This window comes from Blautia sp. BCRC 81119 (assembly GCF_003184505.1).
Taxonomy (GTDB): domain Bacteria; phylum Bacillota; class Clostridia; order Lachnospirales; family Lachnospiraceae; genus Blautia_A; species Blautia_A fusiformis.
The window spans coordinates 50,104-65,722 of record NZ_QJHD01000027.1; the positions used below are offsets into that span (position 1 = coordinate 50,104).

At 41.4% G+C, this 15,619-nt stretch carries 18 protein-coding genes; 8 read left to right on the forward strand and 10 right to left on the reverse strand.

The window, feature by feature from the left end:
• Positions 1–492 precede the first annotated feature (492 nt).
• The 6 genes from DMI82_RS15345 to mobQ all read left to right on the forward strand — a co-directional run bounded on the left by DMI82_RS15345 (position 493) and on the right by mobQ (position 5,628).
• Positions 493–1,410 carry a ParM/StbA family protein gene (locus DMI82_RS15345; RefSeq protein WP_009245410.1) on the forward strand — a complete coding sequence of 306 codons (918 nt, stop codon included), beginning with the start codon at positions 493–495 and terminating at the stop codon, positions 1,408–1,410.
• A 3-nt stretch (positions 1,411–1,413) separates the two neighbouring features.
• Positions 1,414–1,797, forward strand: coding sequence for a hypothetical protein (locus DMI82_RS15350; protein WP_005428271.1), 384 nt, complete (start codon positions 1,414–1,416; stop codon positions 1,795–1,797).
• 24 nt (positions 1,798–1,821) lie between these two features.
• Positions 1,822–2,538, forward strand: a complete 717-nt coding sequence (locus DMI82_RS15355; protein ID WP_005428274.1) for a replication initiator protein A — start codon at positions 1,822–1,824, stop codon at positions 2,536–2,538.
• Positions 2,535–3,392, forward strand: coding sequence for an ATP-binding protein (locus tag DMI82_RS15360; protein ID WP_005428275.1), 858 nt, complete (start codon positions 2,535–2,537; stop codon positions 3,390–3,392). The genes DMI82_RS15355 and DMI82_RS15360 overlap by 4 nt, the downstream gene beginning before the upstream one ends.
• Positions 3,393–3,561: 169 nt before the next feature.
• On the forward strand, positions 3,562–3,783 hold the full coding sequence (locus tag DMI82_RS15365) for a hypothetical protein (RefSeq protein WP_005428277.1): 222 nt from the start codon (positions 3,562–3,564) through the stop codon (positions 3,781–3,783).
• A gap of 135 nt (positions 3,784–3,918) precedes the next feature.
• Positions 3,919–5,628 (forward strand): MobQ family relaxase, encoded by a 1,710-nt coding sequence (gene mobQ, locus DMI82_RS15370; protein WP_023924145.1) that lies wholly within the window; start codon positions 3,919–3,921, stop codon positions 5,626–5,628.
• A 411-nt stretch (positions 5,629–6,039) separates the two neighbouring features.
• On the opposite strand, the gene DMI82_RS15375 is transcribed toward mobQ, so the two are convergent.
• Positions 6,040–6,705: a PBECR4 domain-containing protein gene (locus tag DMI82_RS15375; protein WP_005428282.1), complete on the reverse strand. Its 666-nt coding sequence runs from the start codon at positions 6,703–6,705 to the stop codon at positions 6,040–6,042.
• Between the two features lie 309 nt (positions 6,706–7,014).
• Positions 7,015–7,395, reverse strand: a complete 381-nt coding sequence (locus tag DMI82_RS15380; RefSeq protein ID WP_005428283.1) for a TnpV protein — start codon at positions 7,393–7,395, stop codon at positions 7,015–7,017.
• A gap of 156 nt (positions 7,396–7,551) precedes the next feature.
• Between DMI82_RS15380 and DMI82_RS20110 the strand changes: the two genes are divergently transcribed.
• Entirely contained in the window at positions 7,552–7,722 is a 171-nt protein-coding gene (locus tag DMI82_RS20110) for a hypothetical protein (protein WP_005428285.1), read from the forward strand.
• Between the two features lie 54 nt (positions 7,723–7,776).
• Here the strand turns inward: DMI82_RS20110 and DMI82_RS15385 are convergent, their stop codons facing one another.
• Both DMI82_RS15385 and DMI82_RS19670 read right to left on the reverse strand, forming a co-directional pair.
• Positions 7,777–8,613, reverse strand: a complete 837-nt coding sequence (locus tag DMI82_RS15385; RefSeq protein WP_110103792.1) for a S8 family serine peptidase — start codon at positions 8,611–8,613, stop codon at positions 7,777–7,779.
• Positions 8,595–8,885: a hypothetical protein gene (locus DMI82_RS19670; RefSeq protein WP_146207167.1), complete on the reverse strand. Its 291-nt coding sequence runs from the start codon at positions 8,883–8,885 to the stop codon at positions 8,595–8,597. The genes DMI82_RS15385 and DMI82_RS19670 overlap by 19 nt, the downstream gene beginning before the upstream one ends.
• On the opposite strand from DMI82_RS19670, the gene DMI82_RS20730 reads away from it, so the two are divergent.
• The gene (locus DMI82_RS20730) at positions 8,815–8,979 is read left to right on the forward strand and encodes a helix-turn-helix domain-containing protein (protein ID WP_180214222.1); all 165 of its coding nucleotides are present in this window, start codon (positions 8,815–8,817) and stop codon (positions 8,977–8,979) included. The two genes, DMI82_RS19670 and DMI82_RS20730, sit on opposite strands and share 71 nt — an antisense overlap.
• 107 nt (positions 8,980–9,086) lie before the next feature.
• Here DMI82_RS20730 and DMI82_RS15395 read toward each other — a convergent pair whose 3' ends face one another.
• From DMI82_RS15395 to DMI82_RS15415, 6 genes are all read right to left on the reverse strand, one after another.
• A complete protein-coding gene (locus DMI82_RS15395; RefSeq protein ID WP_110103794.1) occupies positions 9,087–10,784 on the reverse strand; it encodes a carbon starvation CstA family protein in 1,698 nt (565 codons plus the stop codon).
• A 521-nt stretch (positions 10,785–11,305) separates the two neighbouring features.
• Positions 11,306–11,527: a hypothetical protein gene (locus tag DMI82_RS15400; RefSeq protein ID WP_059086708.1), complete on the reverse strand. Its 222-nt coding sequence runs from the start codon at positions 11,525–11,527 to the stop codon at positions 11,306–11,308.
• A gap of 177 nt (positions 11,528–11,704) precedes the next feature.
• Positions 11,705–12,202 carry a nitroreductase family protein gene (locus DMI82_RS15405; protein ID WP_110103795.1) on the reverse strand — a complete coding sequence of 166 codons (498 nt, stop codon included), beginning with the start codon at positions 12,200–12,202 and terminating at the stop codon, positions 11,705–11,707.
• 33 nt (positions 12,203–12,235) lie between these two features.
• Positions 12,236–12,373 (reverse strand): hypothetical protein, encoded by a 138-nt coding sequence (locus DMI82_RS19875; protein ID WP_158526482.1) that lies wholly within the window; start codon positions 12,371–12,373, stop codon positions 12,236–12,238.
• Between the two features lie 259 nt (positions 12,374–12,632).
• Positions 12,633–13,661 carry a zinc-dependent alcohol dehydrogenase gene (locus tag DMI82_RS15410; RefSeq protein WP_015526214.1) on the reverse strand — a complete coding sequence of 343 codons (1,029 nt, stop codon included), beginning with the start codon at positions 13,659–13,661 and terminating at the stop codon, positions 12,633–12,635.
• 381 nt (positions 13,662–14,042) lie between these two features.
• Positions 14,043–15,227: an SAM-dependent methyltransferase gene (locus tag DMI82_RS15415; RefSeq protein WP_110103796.1), complete on the reverse strand. Its 1,185-nt coding sequence runs from the start codon at positions 15,225–15,227 to the stop codon at positions 14,043–14,045.
• Positions 15,228–15,619: the final 392 nt, after the last annotated feature.

A 15,619-nucleotide genomic window follows, 5' to 3' on the forward strand; every position in this document is an offset into this window, starting at 1 on the left:
TTTTTATAAAATCCTAGTTTTTTGCAATAATATCACTATTTGTATAAAACTACACTCCTTATCAAACAACAGTTAAGGACTTGCAAAAACTGTTGTTCCTACTGAAAGCATTGCAACAGCTGTAAAAATTGATAATATTTTAAATTTTCTATTATTCTAAGTTCTACAAATACATAAGCCGCCAGTTAAGTACGATTAGTTTTATTATAATTCAATAAATTCCATCCAACTTTCCACATTTTATTGTACAATTTTACCATTTATATAATAACATGTCAACATTTAATGAACGTTTATAACAAAAAAATGCAGGGCTATAAAAAACTAAAGAAATTGCTCTATTTTACAAAATTATATCCTATTTTTCAATTCCAACTCAATTTTCCCTCAATGTCTTTTTCCTCCAACTTTCGTATGCTTATCTCACAGCAAAGCAGTACCACACCGGTACAGCCTGCTGAATTAATCAATACGAAAATGGAGGTGTTTTTTATGCGAGAACTCAGAAACACAAAAATCATTGCTGTAGATCACGGCTACGGCAACATGAAAACAGCAAATACCGTCACACCAACCGGAATCAAAGCCTATGAAACAGAACCCATCTTCACCGGGAATATTCTGGAATATAACGGCATTTACTACCGGATTGGCGAAGGACACAAAGAATTTATCCCAGATAAAGCTATGGACGAAGAATATTATCTTCTAACTCTCATGGCGATTGCAAGGGAACTGAATGTCTTTTCCATCCGTGAAGCAGACGTTCATCTGGCTGCCGGGCTTCCTCTGACATGGATCAGAAACCAGAGAGAAGATTTCCGTTCCTATCTGCTCCAGAATCCAGAAGTCCATTACCGATTTAACAGCAAAGAGTATCATCTCCGTTTTGTGGGATGCAGCCTTTACCCGCAGGGATATCCGGCTATCGTAAACCGACTTGGAGATTTCAAGGGGACAAATCTTCTTGCAGATATCGGCAACGGAACCATGAACATTCTGTATATCAATAATAAGAAAGCACAGGAAAGCCGGTGCTGGACAGAAAAGTTTGGCGTAAACCAATGCATGATTGCCGCTAAAAACGCTGTTCTGGACAACTTCGGAGTAAAGATTGAAGAATCTACCGTAGAGCAGATTCTGCGGTTTGGAACCGCTGACATTTCAGCGTCTTATCTGGATTGTATTACTGCTGTTGCCAGACAGTATGTCACAGATATTTTTGCCACGCTCCGCAAATATGAATACAATCCTGGCCTGATGCGCCTGTATGTGGTCGGAGGCGGTGGATGCCTGATCCGTAACTTTGGAGCGTATGACAAATCACGAGTTACCATCCTTGATGATATCTGTGCCACTGCCAAAGGTTATGAATCTCTGGCTTATATGAGCCTGAAAAGGAGGGGATAAGCCATGCAGAACCATATCCGCAACACAAACCTGCGATTTAATCTGGACAAAGACCAGCAGCGGAGAGCCTGGGAATATTTACAGACGATGGACAGACAGAATTTTAAATCTTACAGCCAGGTAATCTCCCTTGCACTGGTCGATTATTTTGACCGCTACTACCGCACTCAGGCTGATCCCTATCTGGAAACAAGGGAACGGGAAGAACTTTTTGTGAAACAGATTGTAGAAGCAGTAGAACACAGCCTGAAACAGTCATTGCCGATTTTTCTGTCCGGGCTGACTGCAGGCATGTTGGAAAGGGAATCCCCCATCAGGATGCCCTTTCCAGCTCCTGAAAAAGAACAGCCGGATCGTGATATAGACTGGGATTTTCTTGGAGAATAAACCATTGTGATTGGAGGTGAACACATGACGGACTTTCTGACAGCAGACACAAGCCTGCCATCTTATATGATGTTTCCCCGTTTTCTTCTGGACATGGAAATAAACGAAACTGCCAAAATGCTTTATATGATCCTGCTCGACCGTGCAAGGCTTTCCCAGAAAAATGAGGGCTGGTCAGATACAAATGGTCATGTGTTCCTCTACTTTACGATTGAAGCACTGGCAGAAGTTCTCCACAAAAGCCAGATGACGGTGAAAACTGCTCTGGCAGTACTGGAAAAACAAGAGCTTATCTTCCGAAAACGGCAGGGACCCGGACACCCTAATCGGATCTATGTAAAAATCCCGAAAGAAACCCTCAGCAATACAGACAGAATTCTTTCCTCAAGACAGACAGAAAACTGTCCTATTGACAGACAGGATTCTTTCCCTGATACAGACAGAAAACTGTCCAGTAATAAGAAAGAGATAAAAAAGAACCATTTAACAATAAGAGGGAGTAAAGAGCCACGCTCACCCTATGGAACATTTCAAAATGTTTTTCTGTCAGAGACGGAGCTGGAAAATATCCGGCAGACAATCCCTGACTGGCAGGACTATATGGAACGCTTATCCGGTTATATGGCTTCTACCGGAAAGCAATACCAAAACCATGCAGCTACCATCATCCGTTGGGCAAGACAGGATCATCCTGTTTCCCGGCAACGAAATTATGAAAGTGAGGAATACGAAACATTATGACAACATTTACAGAAAAACCAACAGCTATCACACCAAACAGAGAGCTTCAGTCTGATGAATATTTTAACGAAACAAATCACCTGATCTACTGTTCCAAATGCAATACGCCAAGACAGTGCAGGCATGAATTACAGGGAAAGGTTCTTATTCCTTCCATCCGCTGTAAGTGCCAGCAGGAGATCTTTGAACAGGAGGAAGCCCAGAGAAAACTTCATGAAAAGCAAATGGAAATAGAGCATCTCAAAACCAGCGGCTTACAGGACAAATCACTTTATGACTACACCTTTGCCAAAGATAACGGCAGCAATCCGGAAATGAAACTTGCACACAATTATGTAAGTAACTGGGAAGAGATGAAAGCAAACGCTTCCGGACTTCTCATCTGGGGCGATGTCGGTACTGGAAAATCTTTCTTTGCAGGCTGCATTGCCAATGCCCTTCTGGAAAAAGGCGTCCCGGTACTGATGACCAACTTTTCCCGGATTCTGAATACCCTTACCGGAATGCATTTTGAAGACAGGAATCAGTTCATCCACAGCTTAAACCGCTACAGCCTTCTGATCATTGATGACCTCGGAATTGAACGGAACTCTGACTTTGCACTGGAACAGGTATTCAATGTGATTGACAGCCGTTACCGCAGTAAAAAGCCCCTGATCATAACAACCAATCTCACTTTATCAGAGCTGAATAACGCCGCTGATATCGCACACAAGCGAATTTATGACCGGATTCTGGAGAGATGTGTTCCCATCCGTATCAATAACCGGAATATCCGTCAGGACAATGCAACAGCTAATTTAAAAAAAACGAAAAAAATTCTGTTAGATAATCACACTTCAAACCAGAGTTGAAACAAAGCAGCATCGCACAATAACTATTTTTCACTGACAGTAGTACTACTTTCTTTTCTTATTTATCACCAGAGACATGCCACTGTCAGTTATCTAAAACTATAGTACTAAACCACAAGATTTTAAAACTAAATCGCCCGGATACGGGCATAAAAAGGAGGTGCCAGATATGGCAAATAAAAGAATTATGACACCAGAAGAAAAAGTGCTTTTACAGGCAAAACACAGACTGGAAGAAATCGAAGCAAGAAACCGTAAAAAGGAACGTAATGCCAGAACACGCAGATTGATTCAAGAAGGAGCGATTCTGGAAAGCATTGCTCCACATATTAAAGAAATGGATTTAGATACCCTAAAGCGGGAGCTGATGCTCCGGCTAAGAGGAATGTAAATACACAAGTTCTACTCCCGAAGGGCGCACTTACTCACCACCCGATAAATCGGGCGGTGGTATCCCCTACGGGGCTCGTGCGCTCTGCCGAGGGCTATCCGCTGTTGCAGGCAACATCGAAAGGAGGTGCCAGATATGGCAATTTATCATATGCAAGCCAAGGTCGTCAGCCGTGGTTCCGGGCGGTCTGCTGTCGCTGCATCTGCTTATATGAGCTGTAGCCGCATATACAATGATTACGATGGCATCCAGCATGACTACACCCGAAAACATGGACTGATCTATCAGGAAGTAATGCTTCCCCCTATGGCTCCGCCTAAATGGAAAAACCGGGAGCAACTCTGGAATGCTGTAGAAGCTGCTGAAAAAACAAAAGACAGCCGACTGGCAAGAGAATTTGTTGTCGCACTCCCTATTGAGTTGGATAAAGACAGCAATATTTCTCTTCTTCAGAATTTTATTCAAAAGAATTTTGTAGATATGGGAATGTGTGCCGATTTCGCCATTCACGATACAGATGGTCACAATCCCCATGCACACATTCTACTTACTGTCCGTCCATTAAACGAAAACGGAACATGGCAGTATAAAACCGAAAAAGAATATCTATGCATCAAAGATGGAGAGGAAAAGGGATTTACTGCTTCTGAATTTAAGGATGCTCAGAAAGAGGGCTGGGAAAAACAGTATCGTTATAAAGCTGGGAAAAAGAAAGTATATCTGACTCCCTCGGCAGCACAGGAGAAAGGTTATGAACGTATCGACAAACATCCAAAAAGCACCCGGTATGGCAGACAAAACCCGATTTCCGAACAATGGAACAGTGAGGAACAGCTCTGCCTCTGGAGAGCAAACTGGGCAGATGCCGTAAATAAAATGCTTGCCCTTAATCAGATAAATGCCGCCATTGATCACCGCAGTTTTGCAGCTCAGGGAATCACTGAACAGCCAACCATCCACGAAGGCTACATTGCCCAGAATATGGAAAAGAAAGGCATGATAGCAGACCGGTGTGAAATCAACCGTCGGGTTCGTGCGGATAACAGAATACTACGGGAATTAAAAACACAGATAAAAAAATTGGTTCAAGCTGTCGAAAAATCTATTCCGGTAATTGCAGAAACATTAGAAGCAATCCGCAATCATATGATTTTTACACAATATCATTTACTTCATAATGAAATGCAAAAAGAAGTGATCCATGACTGGATGCAGCATTTTCGTCCTATCCTAAATAAATATGATACCATTAAGAAAAAGCTCAAAGCGAAAGTTACTGAAAAGAAAGAACTAAATGTGCAAAAAAGTAAAACCAGTATTCTAAATCCTTTCCAGCATATAAAGTTAAACCAGCAGCTTACAACCGTAACAGAAGAAATCGAGGAACTGAAATCTGCCAAAGAACAGCTGCTGTTTCAGGCTGAATGCTCCACAGAGAAAGATATGGCGAGCCTTTCCAGAAAATACGACCAGATGGATAAGAATCTGGATATTCTCGATTCTCAGGATATGGCTCTCAAAGAGCAGCTTGAAAAAGATGCTGTCGCTTTCCAAGAGGAAAAACTCCGGCCTAAACCAGAGCAATATACAGAATTACTGGATGCCAGAATCCAGATACGACCTACTTTCCGAGAGAAACTGATTGAGCAGCTCAAAGGTACTTTTGGTGAATATTATGACTATCACTATCGTGATATCGCAACCCATGAAGTGGATGATCTCAATATGGAAGATCCCTATAGCTTCTCTCATCGTACCTGGGAACTTGAATATCAGAGGAAACAGGAATTGCAAAAAAAACATCCTGTTCAATCCAGGCAAAAATCGCACAACACAGAACTATAATGTTTAAACTACTAATATAAAAAATATCCCGTTTTCTCAAAACAGTTATATTGCTTCATCCCAATAATTCACAAACTGCTAACCACCGAGCAAAAGTGAGGCACAAAGTGCGTAAGCATAATTTGATTTCTTTCCGCTTACGCACTCTCTTTTTATCTTGAGCAAAAAATTCCTACTTTGTAAAGCCAACAAATGGGGTTTGGGGGGCTCCCAAAGTGCGTTTGGATATCCAAACGCTATGCTTGCAAAACCAGTTCCACTAATTTCCCTCGATACTCCCTTCTTCTAAAATCAATGATAATTATAACATTGCCAATTTTGTAAAGTAATAATCAACTTAAAATATAGACGACAAACAATAAAACCATGATACTGTTACAAAAAGCAGTAGCATGGTTTCTTTATATTTCATTATAGATTTTCTCTATCTATCATATTTTCTATTGTTTCTGAGAAACAACACTCTTTCAAATCAATACTTTTGTCCATCTTCACAAGATTTGTATATTTCTCATCTGTATAGTGTTTTGATATTACAGCAAATACTTTATATGTAGGCTGTGCTGTTACATCTCTGATGTCCTTTTTCAGCAATGTGTTCGGTACATTTAATTTCGTATTTTTATCTTTTACGAAGCCAATACAACCACATATATTCCCGGCAGCTTTTTCTGTATATAATTTCGGTCCTCGATCTGTAAATTCTCCTATCATTGTTACGTTTTTCTTAATAAGCATCATACGTTCCAATATATCCAATTTTTGCCCCGTAGAGCCATCTTTTGCAAAAACAAAATCATTTTCTGTTAATCGCTTATCCAGGCATTTCTGGTAAAAATGAATTGCAGAAGCTGTCTCTTTTTTATTCAATCGAACTCCTGTCAAATGTAAAAAATTGTATCTATGGAAAACAACTTCATATCCCTGTACAGATGACAAAATCTTATTACTTTCCTGTAATTGCTTATTCACCTCTTTCGGTAAGCCATATAGGAACAAAACCTTCTGATCCTCAAGATGTTCTTTATATAGTTGTGCCGCTTTTGTCATAATCTGAATTGCACGTCTTTTGTCCATAACTTAATCCTTATCCCATAAAATTTAGAGAAGGGAATGTTCACGCCGCAGCACTAAACATTCCCTTCTCATGGTTGATTTTTCCGTTGTCTGCCAACCTCCAGCACCTTCGTCTGGAAAATATCAGGTTTTTCCGTTGCCTGCCAACCTCCGACACCTTCGTTCGGAAAACGTATCAGATTTTAGGTGTCAACCCACCGCTGATGCACAGCTTTTCTAATTACATTTTACACGAACTATGTGGAAAATGCAATTACAATTTTATCTTATGATGCCCTGCTACATTTTATACACTATTTATCTTACATTTCATTCTTGATAAATTATCTCTTTATCCACAATCTCCCTCGCACATACTTGTATATTGTTCATTCTTCCTATCCATTCCAAGACATTTTCCACCTTTAGCTGTTCTGTAATGCCTTGTGCCTGTTTCATCTGTTCTACAAGTCTTTCAAAGCGTTCCTGTGCCTGTTCTTCTATATCAGCCAAATAACCATTCAGCCTGCCGCTTGTAAGCATATTCAGATATAGCAATCTGCGGTATTCCTTCAAATACCGCAAATGTCTTTGTCCCCATACACCGACAACCCTTTGTTCTTCTTCCTTCGGTAAGGTAAGAGCAGGGATAAGATAATCCCCATGTCTGATATAAGTACCGCCCATCTCTTCAAAAATTGTTTTCTTCATTGTCTGTTCTACCTTTCTTATCGTTCTCTATTCATAGATTTTCTTTACGACCGTTCCAATTTTACAGTAACAATAATTCTTCAATTTTCAGTTCACATTGCCCCTCCCGAAGAAGTATGATAGAATAATTCTATTAAATTGAATCGGAGGTGCCACATGGCTATCAGTTCCAACAATATTCAGGTCTATACTACTTTGTCCAAAGAACTGGTTGCTGAGATTGATAAGGATGCAAAAGCGAACTATCGTACACGTTCCCAGCAGATTAACATGATCCTGACCGAGTATTATAAGACTCAAACAACAACCAAACATGAATCCGAGTAAAACACTGAATTGCCTGAAAACACAGGAAATATCAGTGTTTTCTTATGTTTTCCCTTAATTATAAGGTTCATGAGAACCATAATTATTCCCAAAGCTGACGTTTATAACGATCGGTTTTCTCATCTTCACTGCCTGCCGTATCAGGTAATCAATACCCTCCATCAGCTCCGTTGTCCGCGGAAATGAATTTTCCCGTGGATTTCCCATCTTTACCACCAGAAGATCACTTCTATACGCAACGCCTCGCTTCACTCCCTCCGATGCTCTCCCATTTCCTGCTGCTATTCCAAGAACTGCTGTTCCATGTCCGCTGAAATCCCCAGACGGAACAAGGCGCCTGCCTTCGGTTTCCCCGAGTGCAAGCGCCTCATCAATTTCTTCCTTCGTATATTCAGTTCCTGATACATAGTTTTCCGGTGGATTTCCAGCTACACTCTGATCCCACAGTCGCAGGATCCGGGTACTTCCATCCTCATTTCTGAAATCCGGATGAAAATAGTCCACCCCGGAATCCACAATACCCACCAAAATCCCCTTGCCGGTTAAGCCATCGGCTCCATTCTGCACCGGCAAAATGCAGCTTGCCTCCCGCTCTTCAAAGGTCTCAAAATAAAGTCTCTTAGGCTTTTCTATAAACTCGATCTGCTCTCTAACTGAGTATGCAGAAATTTCCGTTTCCGGCAATGTCACTACTGCATAGCTGCCAAGCAGCGGGACCACCTGGATCCTCTCACCACCAAGTCCGCTTTCCGGACCGCTGTATTTCACGATCACATCCCACAGCCTGGTAGTGGGATCATATCCCACATTCAGATTTTCCGATTTCGCCCGTTCCTGCGGCAGGGCATTCATGGCAAGATTAAGTAGATTCTCTAATTTCTGGTCTGGCATAAGGCTTTTATTTCCATTGATACATTTTTTTTATTATATGCAACGCCTTCGTTTAAAGCACCAACCATCTGTTCCAGTATTTCTCTTTTAATTCCGGGAACGAAGCTTAACAACTGACGAAGCGGCATTCCTTCCATCATCGCAGCCATCATTTCCTGATTATTTAAAAAGACCCTTGGTTTTTCTGTCAGCGCATTTATTTTGCGCTGCAAGCTGGAGGAAGGTAAAGAATTGCTGCAATATACAAACAAATCCATCCGTACGATCAGCACCTTTTTATGCTTCTCCAGCCAGAGCCACTTTCAGACTGCTTTCAAAAAGCAATTCGGAATGACTCCCAATGAATGCAGGCGCATGGAGTCATAAATCGTCTTTAGATATCTCAAAATTCCATGGATGTAAAAAGGTATGAGCCATTTATATGACTCATGCCTCTTCAGCCAAACAGAAATCCGTGATCTCATCCGATAATATTATGCCGTTGCTTTTTTATCATCTGTCTTCTCAAGCAGTTTCTTCACGCCCTGGATCGCTACCAGTACACCAAGGATCAGCAGTAATACTGCAAATACAAGCTGTAAGGTGTTTCCAAGATCCAGCCCTGTTGTTACCAGTGCCTTTGAAAGCTTTGTGATGGTCATGCCAAGTGCTGTGAAGGTAACTGCCATCATGAATACCATCGGGATCCAGAGCATACAGCCCTGACGTTTTGTTTTCTTTAAGAATACTGCACAGGCTACAAGAGCGAGTACAGATAACAGCTGGTTTGCGGAGCCGAACAGCGGCCAGATCTCAGCATAGCCGACCTTTGTAAGCATGTAGGCAAGTACCAGTGTAATGACTGTTGCGAAATATTTATTTGTTACTACCTTCAGGAACGGGCTCATGTTTTCCTCATCTGTATCAGAATCAAGGAAAAATTCCTGGAATGACAGACGTCCGACTCTGGCTACAGAATCAAGAGAGGTCAGTGCAAATGCGGATACAGCAAGGTTAATCAGGGTAAATACCAGGGAATGCGGAAGGCCAACTACAGAAAGGAAGTTTGCGATAGCACCTGCAAAAATCTGCGGCTGTGTTGTAAGTCCCTGTGCTGCTGCTTCACCGTCTGCAAAGGATGCAACTGCGATCAGTGCGATGATGGCAAGCATACTTTCCATCAGCATTGCTCCAAAGGAAACAGGAAGCATGTTTTTCTCATTTTTGATCTGCTTGGATGCAGTACCGGAAGATACCAGTGAATGGAAGCCGGAAACAGCACCGCAGGCAATGGTTACAAACAGGATCGGGAACATATACTGTCCGTCTACGTGAAAGCTTGTAAATGCCTTCAGGTTACAGGAAGGATTGGCAACAAATACACCGATAACCGCACCGACGATCATAAAAATGAGCAGATAGCTGTTCAGATAATCACGTGGCTGAAGCAGTGCCCATACAGGAGCGACACTGGCGATCAGGATGTATACAAAAATGATGATATGCCAGGTTCCAAGACTTACATACATGGGAAAATTAAGTCCCAGCACAATTGCTGCTACCAGCAGTAAAATTGCGACTGCAGTGTTGACCCATTTGTTGAATTTTGTATATTTAAGGAAAAATCCAAGTGCAACAGCCTCAAATATAAATAACATGGAAGTGGTTGCAACAGCTCCGTTTGCCGCTACCTTTGTAACTGTTCCTGCATCATTTGCGACAAATCCGTTAAAGGTTCCTGCTACAACATCTGCAAATGCGGCAACGACCAGAATACAGAACAGCCAACAGAATAAAAGAAATAATTTTTTTCCAAGCTTTCCGATATACGCTTCGATGATATATCCGATAGTACGTCCTTTATTCTTTACGGATGCATACATGGATGCAAAATCCTGCACAGCTCCGAAAAATACACCACCGATGAGGATCCATAACAGAACCGGCAGCCAACCGAAAATTGCGGCCTGGATCGGTCCGTTGATGGGACCTGCACCTGCTATGGATGCAAACTGATGTCCAAATACTACATTTGTATCAGCCGGTACATAATCAACTCCGTCCTCCATTTCGTATGCCGGAGTTTTTGCTTTCGGATCAATGCCCCATTTGTTCTGGAGATAACGGCCATACAGAAGATATGCGCCTCCGAGAACTACAATGGCTATGATCATCATTGTTATTCCGTTCATAATATCAACTCTCTTTCCTTTGTGTTTTTTATTTTATAATTTTATATATTAAAAAAGCCCTTGCTATCCTTTCGGATAACAAAGGCGGAATGTTCCGTGGTACCACTTTGTATTATCATATTTATCACTAAATACAACCACTTAGTGCTGTCTCTTCAAACAGCCTCTTCTGTAACGTGAAGACTACGTCCCTGCTTACTTAACCTTTCTATTCAGCGGGATGCTCCCAAGTGATATCACAAAATACCTTCTGCCGCTTCTCACCAGCTGCGGCTCTCTGTGATCCGGTCTGCTTCTTGTGATCTGTCCTGTTCCATGCATTTCTCTTTTTTATTTATCTAATGTTTTACTCCTTTTTTTATAAAAATTCAACAAATAATTTATATATATTTTATAAATTTGCATATGTTTTTTTATGCATTTTTTAGGTAAAAGCCAAAACACGGCGTATGTAACGAAGCCAGATCTGATCCCAGCTCTGCTTTACGATCCTTTTTCCGTCACATACGCCGCATTATCCATTATTCAGAAAATGTATATCTTACCATGTATCCTTTTCCGTCACCGGTTACGATCACGACTCCGCCATCGGGATTCTCGATCTTATCAATGATCGGAAATCTTCCTTTTTCTTTTACGAAAGCTTCCGGGCTCTCGATATTTGCTTCAATGATCTCCTGCTGAGAATGACGATCGCCGCCGCAGGGATTAATGGTTTCAATAATGATCTCATATTCCTTCATACCCTTCACCTCTTTCATTTAATGCAGTTTTTCAGTTCTTATACTTACATTTTATCGTAAAAATCCCGATCATGCAAAATGCGTTCTGCACAAATTTTCAGAGGATTTATTGGTATTTTTCACTACATTCAGACTTCTTCTGTTTCCGGATGTTATCTTCCTCAAAGAAGGCTTTTTTTATTCTACAAAGTGGATCCTGCTCTTATCAAAACGATCCTGCTGCTTTCTGCTCTCTGCCGGGTACCCCAGGGCAAAAAGAGAAAATACCTCCACATTCTCCGGAAGCTTCAGAATATCATGGACCAACGCCATACGATCCTTAAGCGGTGCAATTCCGATCCACACGCCGCCAAGTCCCAGTGCATCCGTTTCCAGCCAGATATTCTCCTGTGCGATAGACATATCGATCTGTGCCATATCCTGAACAGGCAATCCCTCTTTCCGATATACCGGAACGATCACAACCGGTGCACCTGCTGCACATCCGGAATAGGGAGTGGCTTTGGAAAGCTCCAGGATCTTCTCCTTATCTGTCACAACATAAAATTCCCAAGGTTGCTGATTACACGCGCTTGGCGCCTGCATACCTGCCTTCAAAATCTGAAGGATCTTTTCCTTCTCTACGGATTTATCTTCATATTTACGAATACTTACTCTGTGAAAAATATTCTCCATGCTAATTCCTCCTCGTCATACTCATATCACTTGTTACAATTCATACTCATCATACAGCTTCTGACGCCATTTTACATCCGTCATCACACGCTGCACTTCATCCGACCGTCCATCCAAAAACAAACGATTGATCACTCCCACCGGTATATCCAAATTATACCACATCATCAAAACATAAAAACCCCATAAAACGTATTTTTACGAACTCTACAGGAACTTAAAATGGAAAACGCTCCAGAATACGAAGCTTTCAGAATGTCCATACAGACAAGAATCCTATAAGATATAATAACCATACCACACATCAATAAACAAATCACTCAAAACTGTTCCAAAAATTCTCCCATAATCTGACACCGCCACCATCTGAAAACTCCCGGACAGCCAAACATCCGGGAGTTTTTCTTATATCACTTATAATCTTCAGAAATTATTTCTCCTGCACATTGATGATAACCTTCATGGTTGTCTCACGGTTCTCATCAATATACTGATAAGCCTTCAGATAATCTGCGAACTTAAATGTCTTTGAGATCAGCGGCTTTAAATGAACCTTTCCCGCATTTACAAGATCAATGGCATCTACATAATCATCATGACGGTACATCATAGTACTCTTGATATCCAGCTCATGGTCATTGGCAACAGCAAGGTCAACGGTTGCCATATCCGCAAATACCGCTACCAGTACGATCACGCTGCCTTTTCTCGCATACTGGATGGCCTGTCCCATGGTGATGTTATTTCCGGCACAGTCATAGATCACATCTGCCTTATCCGGACCAAATGCCTCTACCAGTGCCTCTCCGAAATTTTTCTCCTTTGTGTTTACACAGATATCAATGCCGCACTCTTTTGCTTTTGCAAGACGAAGGTCACTGACATCCGTGATCATAACCCTGGCTGCCCCCATTCCTTTGGCTGTCTGCGCAACAAGATTTCCGATGGGACCTGCACCGATCACTGTGATGTTCATCCCTTTTACATCGCCCATCTGCTTCACTGCATGGACTGCAACTGCCAGCGGCTCGATCATTGCACCTTCCTCGTAAGACATCTCCTCCGGGATCGGTGTTACCTTAGATGCATCTACTGCAAAGAATTCAGAAGCTGTTCCTGTTGTCTGGAAGCCCATAACCTTCAGTTCCTCGCAGAGATTATATTTTCCATGGCGGCATGGATAACAGTGTCCGCAGTATACCTGAGGCTCGATGGTTACTTTCTGGCCAACCTTAAAACCTGTCACATTCTTTCCAAGTCCCGTGATCTCACCGGATACTTCGTGTCCCTGTGTTACCGGATATTTTGTAAAAGGATGCTTGCCGTGATATACATGGATATCTGATCCGCAGATACCAATGTTCATGATCTTAACCAGAACCTGGTCATCTCCCACTTCCGGAACTGGAACCTCTCTGAAAATAATCTCTCCTGGATTTGTCATTACCTGCTGAAGCATCTTATTCTCCTCCTTTAATTTCTTTCTATTGCATATCATCTTTTATTAATTATTTTATTAAAGTAATTACATTATTATTCTTTTCTCCTGATCTGTCAAGATAGTTTTCTATGATTCTGCTTATTGAACAAGTTTGCAGCTTTGTTTTTATGCACATTCCATAATTATCGGTAAACGGAATAGTCAAGCGAATATTCGCAATACGCTTCGCTACTTGCTCATGACCGAATAACTCCTTCGCGGTTTATCGGTTAAAAAACAAAGCCTGCGGATTCAGCATTTCTGTAATCATATGCTGAATCCACAGGCTCCTTATACGCTTTAATAAATAATTTTATAGAAGTATGATATTCCTTTCCGGCAGGTTTGTAAAGGCTTTTATCAATACCAGCGTGTCATCGGCAGATCATTATTCACACCCTTGGTCATAAGAATCTGGTGAAGATCGATAATTCCGTTGTGGAAGGTTGCCGCACATGCTGACAGGTACAGATCCCACATACGCAGGAACTCTTCGTCAAACATAGTCTTTTCTTTTTCAATATTGTCCCGGAAATTCTTTTCCCAGTGAAGCAATGTCTTATTGTAATGCAGACGGAGATTTTCGATATCCAGGGTATGGAAATTGTCCTCTGCCATATGGTTCAGGATCTCACGTAAGCTCGGAACAGTTCCGCCCGGGAAAATATATTTCTTGACCCACGGATCACCCGGATGCTCCTTCAGAGCACTGATAAAGTGAAGCAGAAACAGTCCACCCGGCTTCAGAACCTTTTCCACACAATCAAGAAACAGCTGATAATTATCACGTCCAACATGCTCCAGCATACCGACACTGACAACACGGTCAAACTGATACTCCTTCTTCGGCAAATCACGGTAATCCATCAGCTCTACCGTAAGATAATCTTCCAGCCCCTGATCCTTGATCCGTCTCTGAAATTCTGCATACTGTTCATGACTTAAGGTGATACCGGTACCATGAACCTTATATTTCTTAGCTGCCTCGATCAGCAGAAAACCCCAGCCGCAGCCGATATCCAAAAGACTCATACCCTCTTCCAGATGTAATTTTTTAAGGATATAATCAACTTTATTTACCTGTGCCTGATACAACGTATCATCCTCATGGATAAAATACCCACAGGAATAACTCATAGTCTCATCCAGCCAAAGTTTATAAAAGTCATTTCCAATATCATAATGGCTGGTCACTTCCTTTTCCTGGTTCTTCTTTGATGTTGAACTGAACATGATCTTTTTCAGAGCAGATTCATTGGTAGAAAATTTCCCCATCTGACCCAGAAAATGATCCAGCGCTTCATAAAGATTTCCCTCGATATCCAGATCCCCACGCATATACGCCTCACCCAGTGCAAGGGATGTGCTCTTCATCAGATCCGCCAGAGGAATCGCTTTCTTAAAATTCACCGTAAATGTAGGTTTGCCCTCTCCGATGTGATACTCGGAATTCTTGAACTTTACCAGAAATGGATAATCTGTAAAGCGTTCAAGGAACTGTACCATTGCTTTCTCTTCCGTCTTCTCCTGTAATGTCTCAAACATAATAGTCTACCTCCTTTAACACAGCACTATGATACACCCGGAGGAAGGCTTTATGTCAAGGGAGATATACAACAAAATTTTATCAATAAAATGAGAATATTTGGTAAAACTCTTCCTTATAATTATTTATAGTTATCCAAATTAACTCGATATTTAAAGTCCACATTTAACCCAGCCCTCAAAAGCACTGACATTTCCAAAACATAATCGTCAATTATATATCATTTCCCGATAATCATCTTTGTATTTTACGCATTTTTTATTGCTTTATATATGAGTTAAACCAGATAGGGATAAAAATAGATATGTATCGGCAGGAGTACAGATTTACTCCTGCTTTCGCCTTTATTCAGGCGGTTTGACGTGTAGTACGCTGCATATATTCCCTCTCC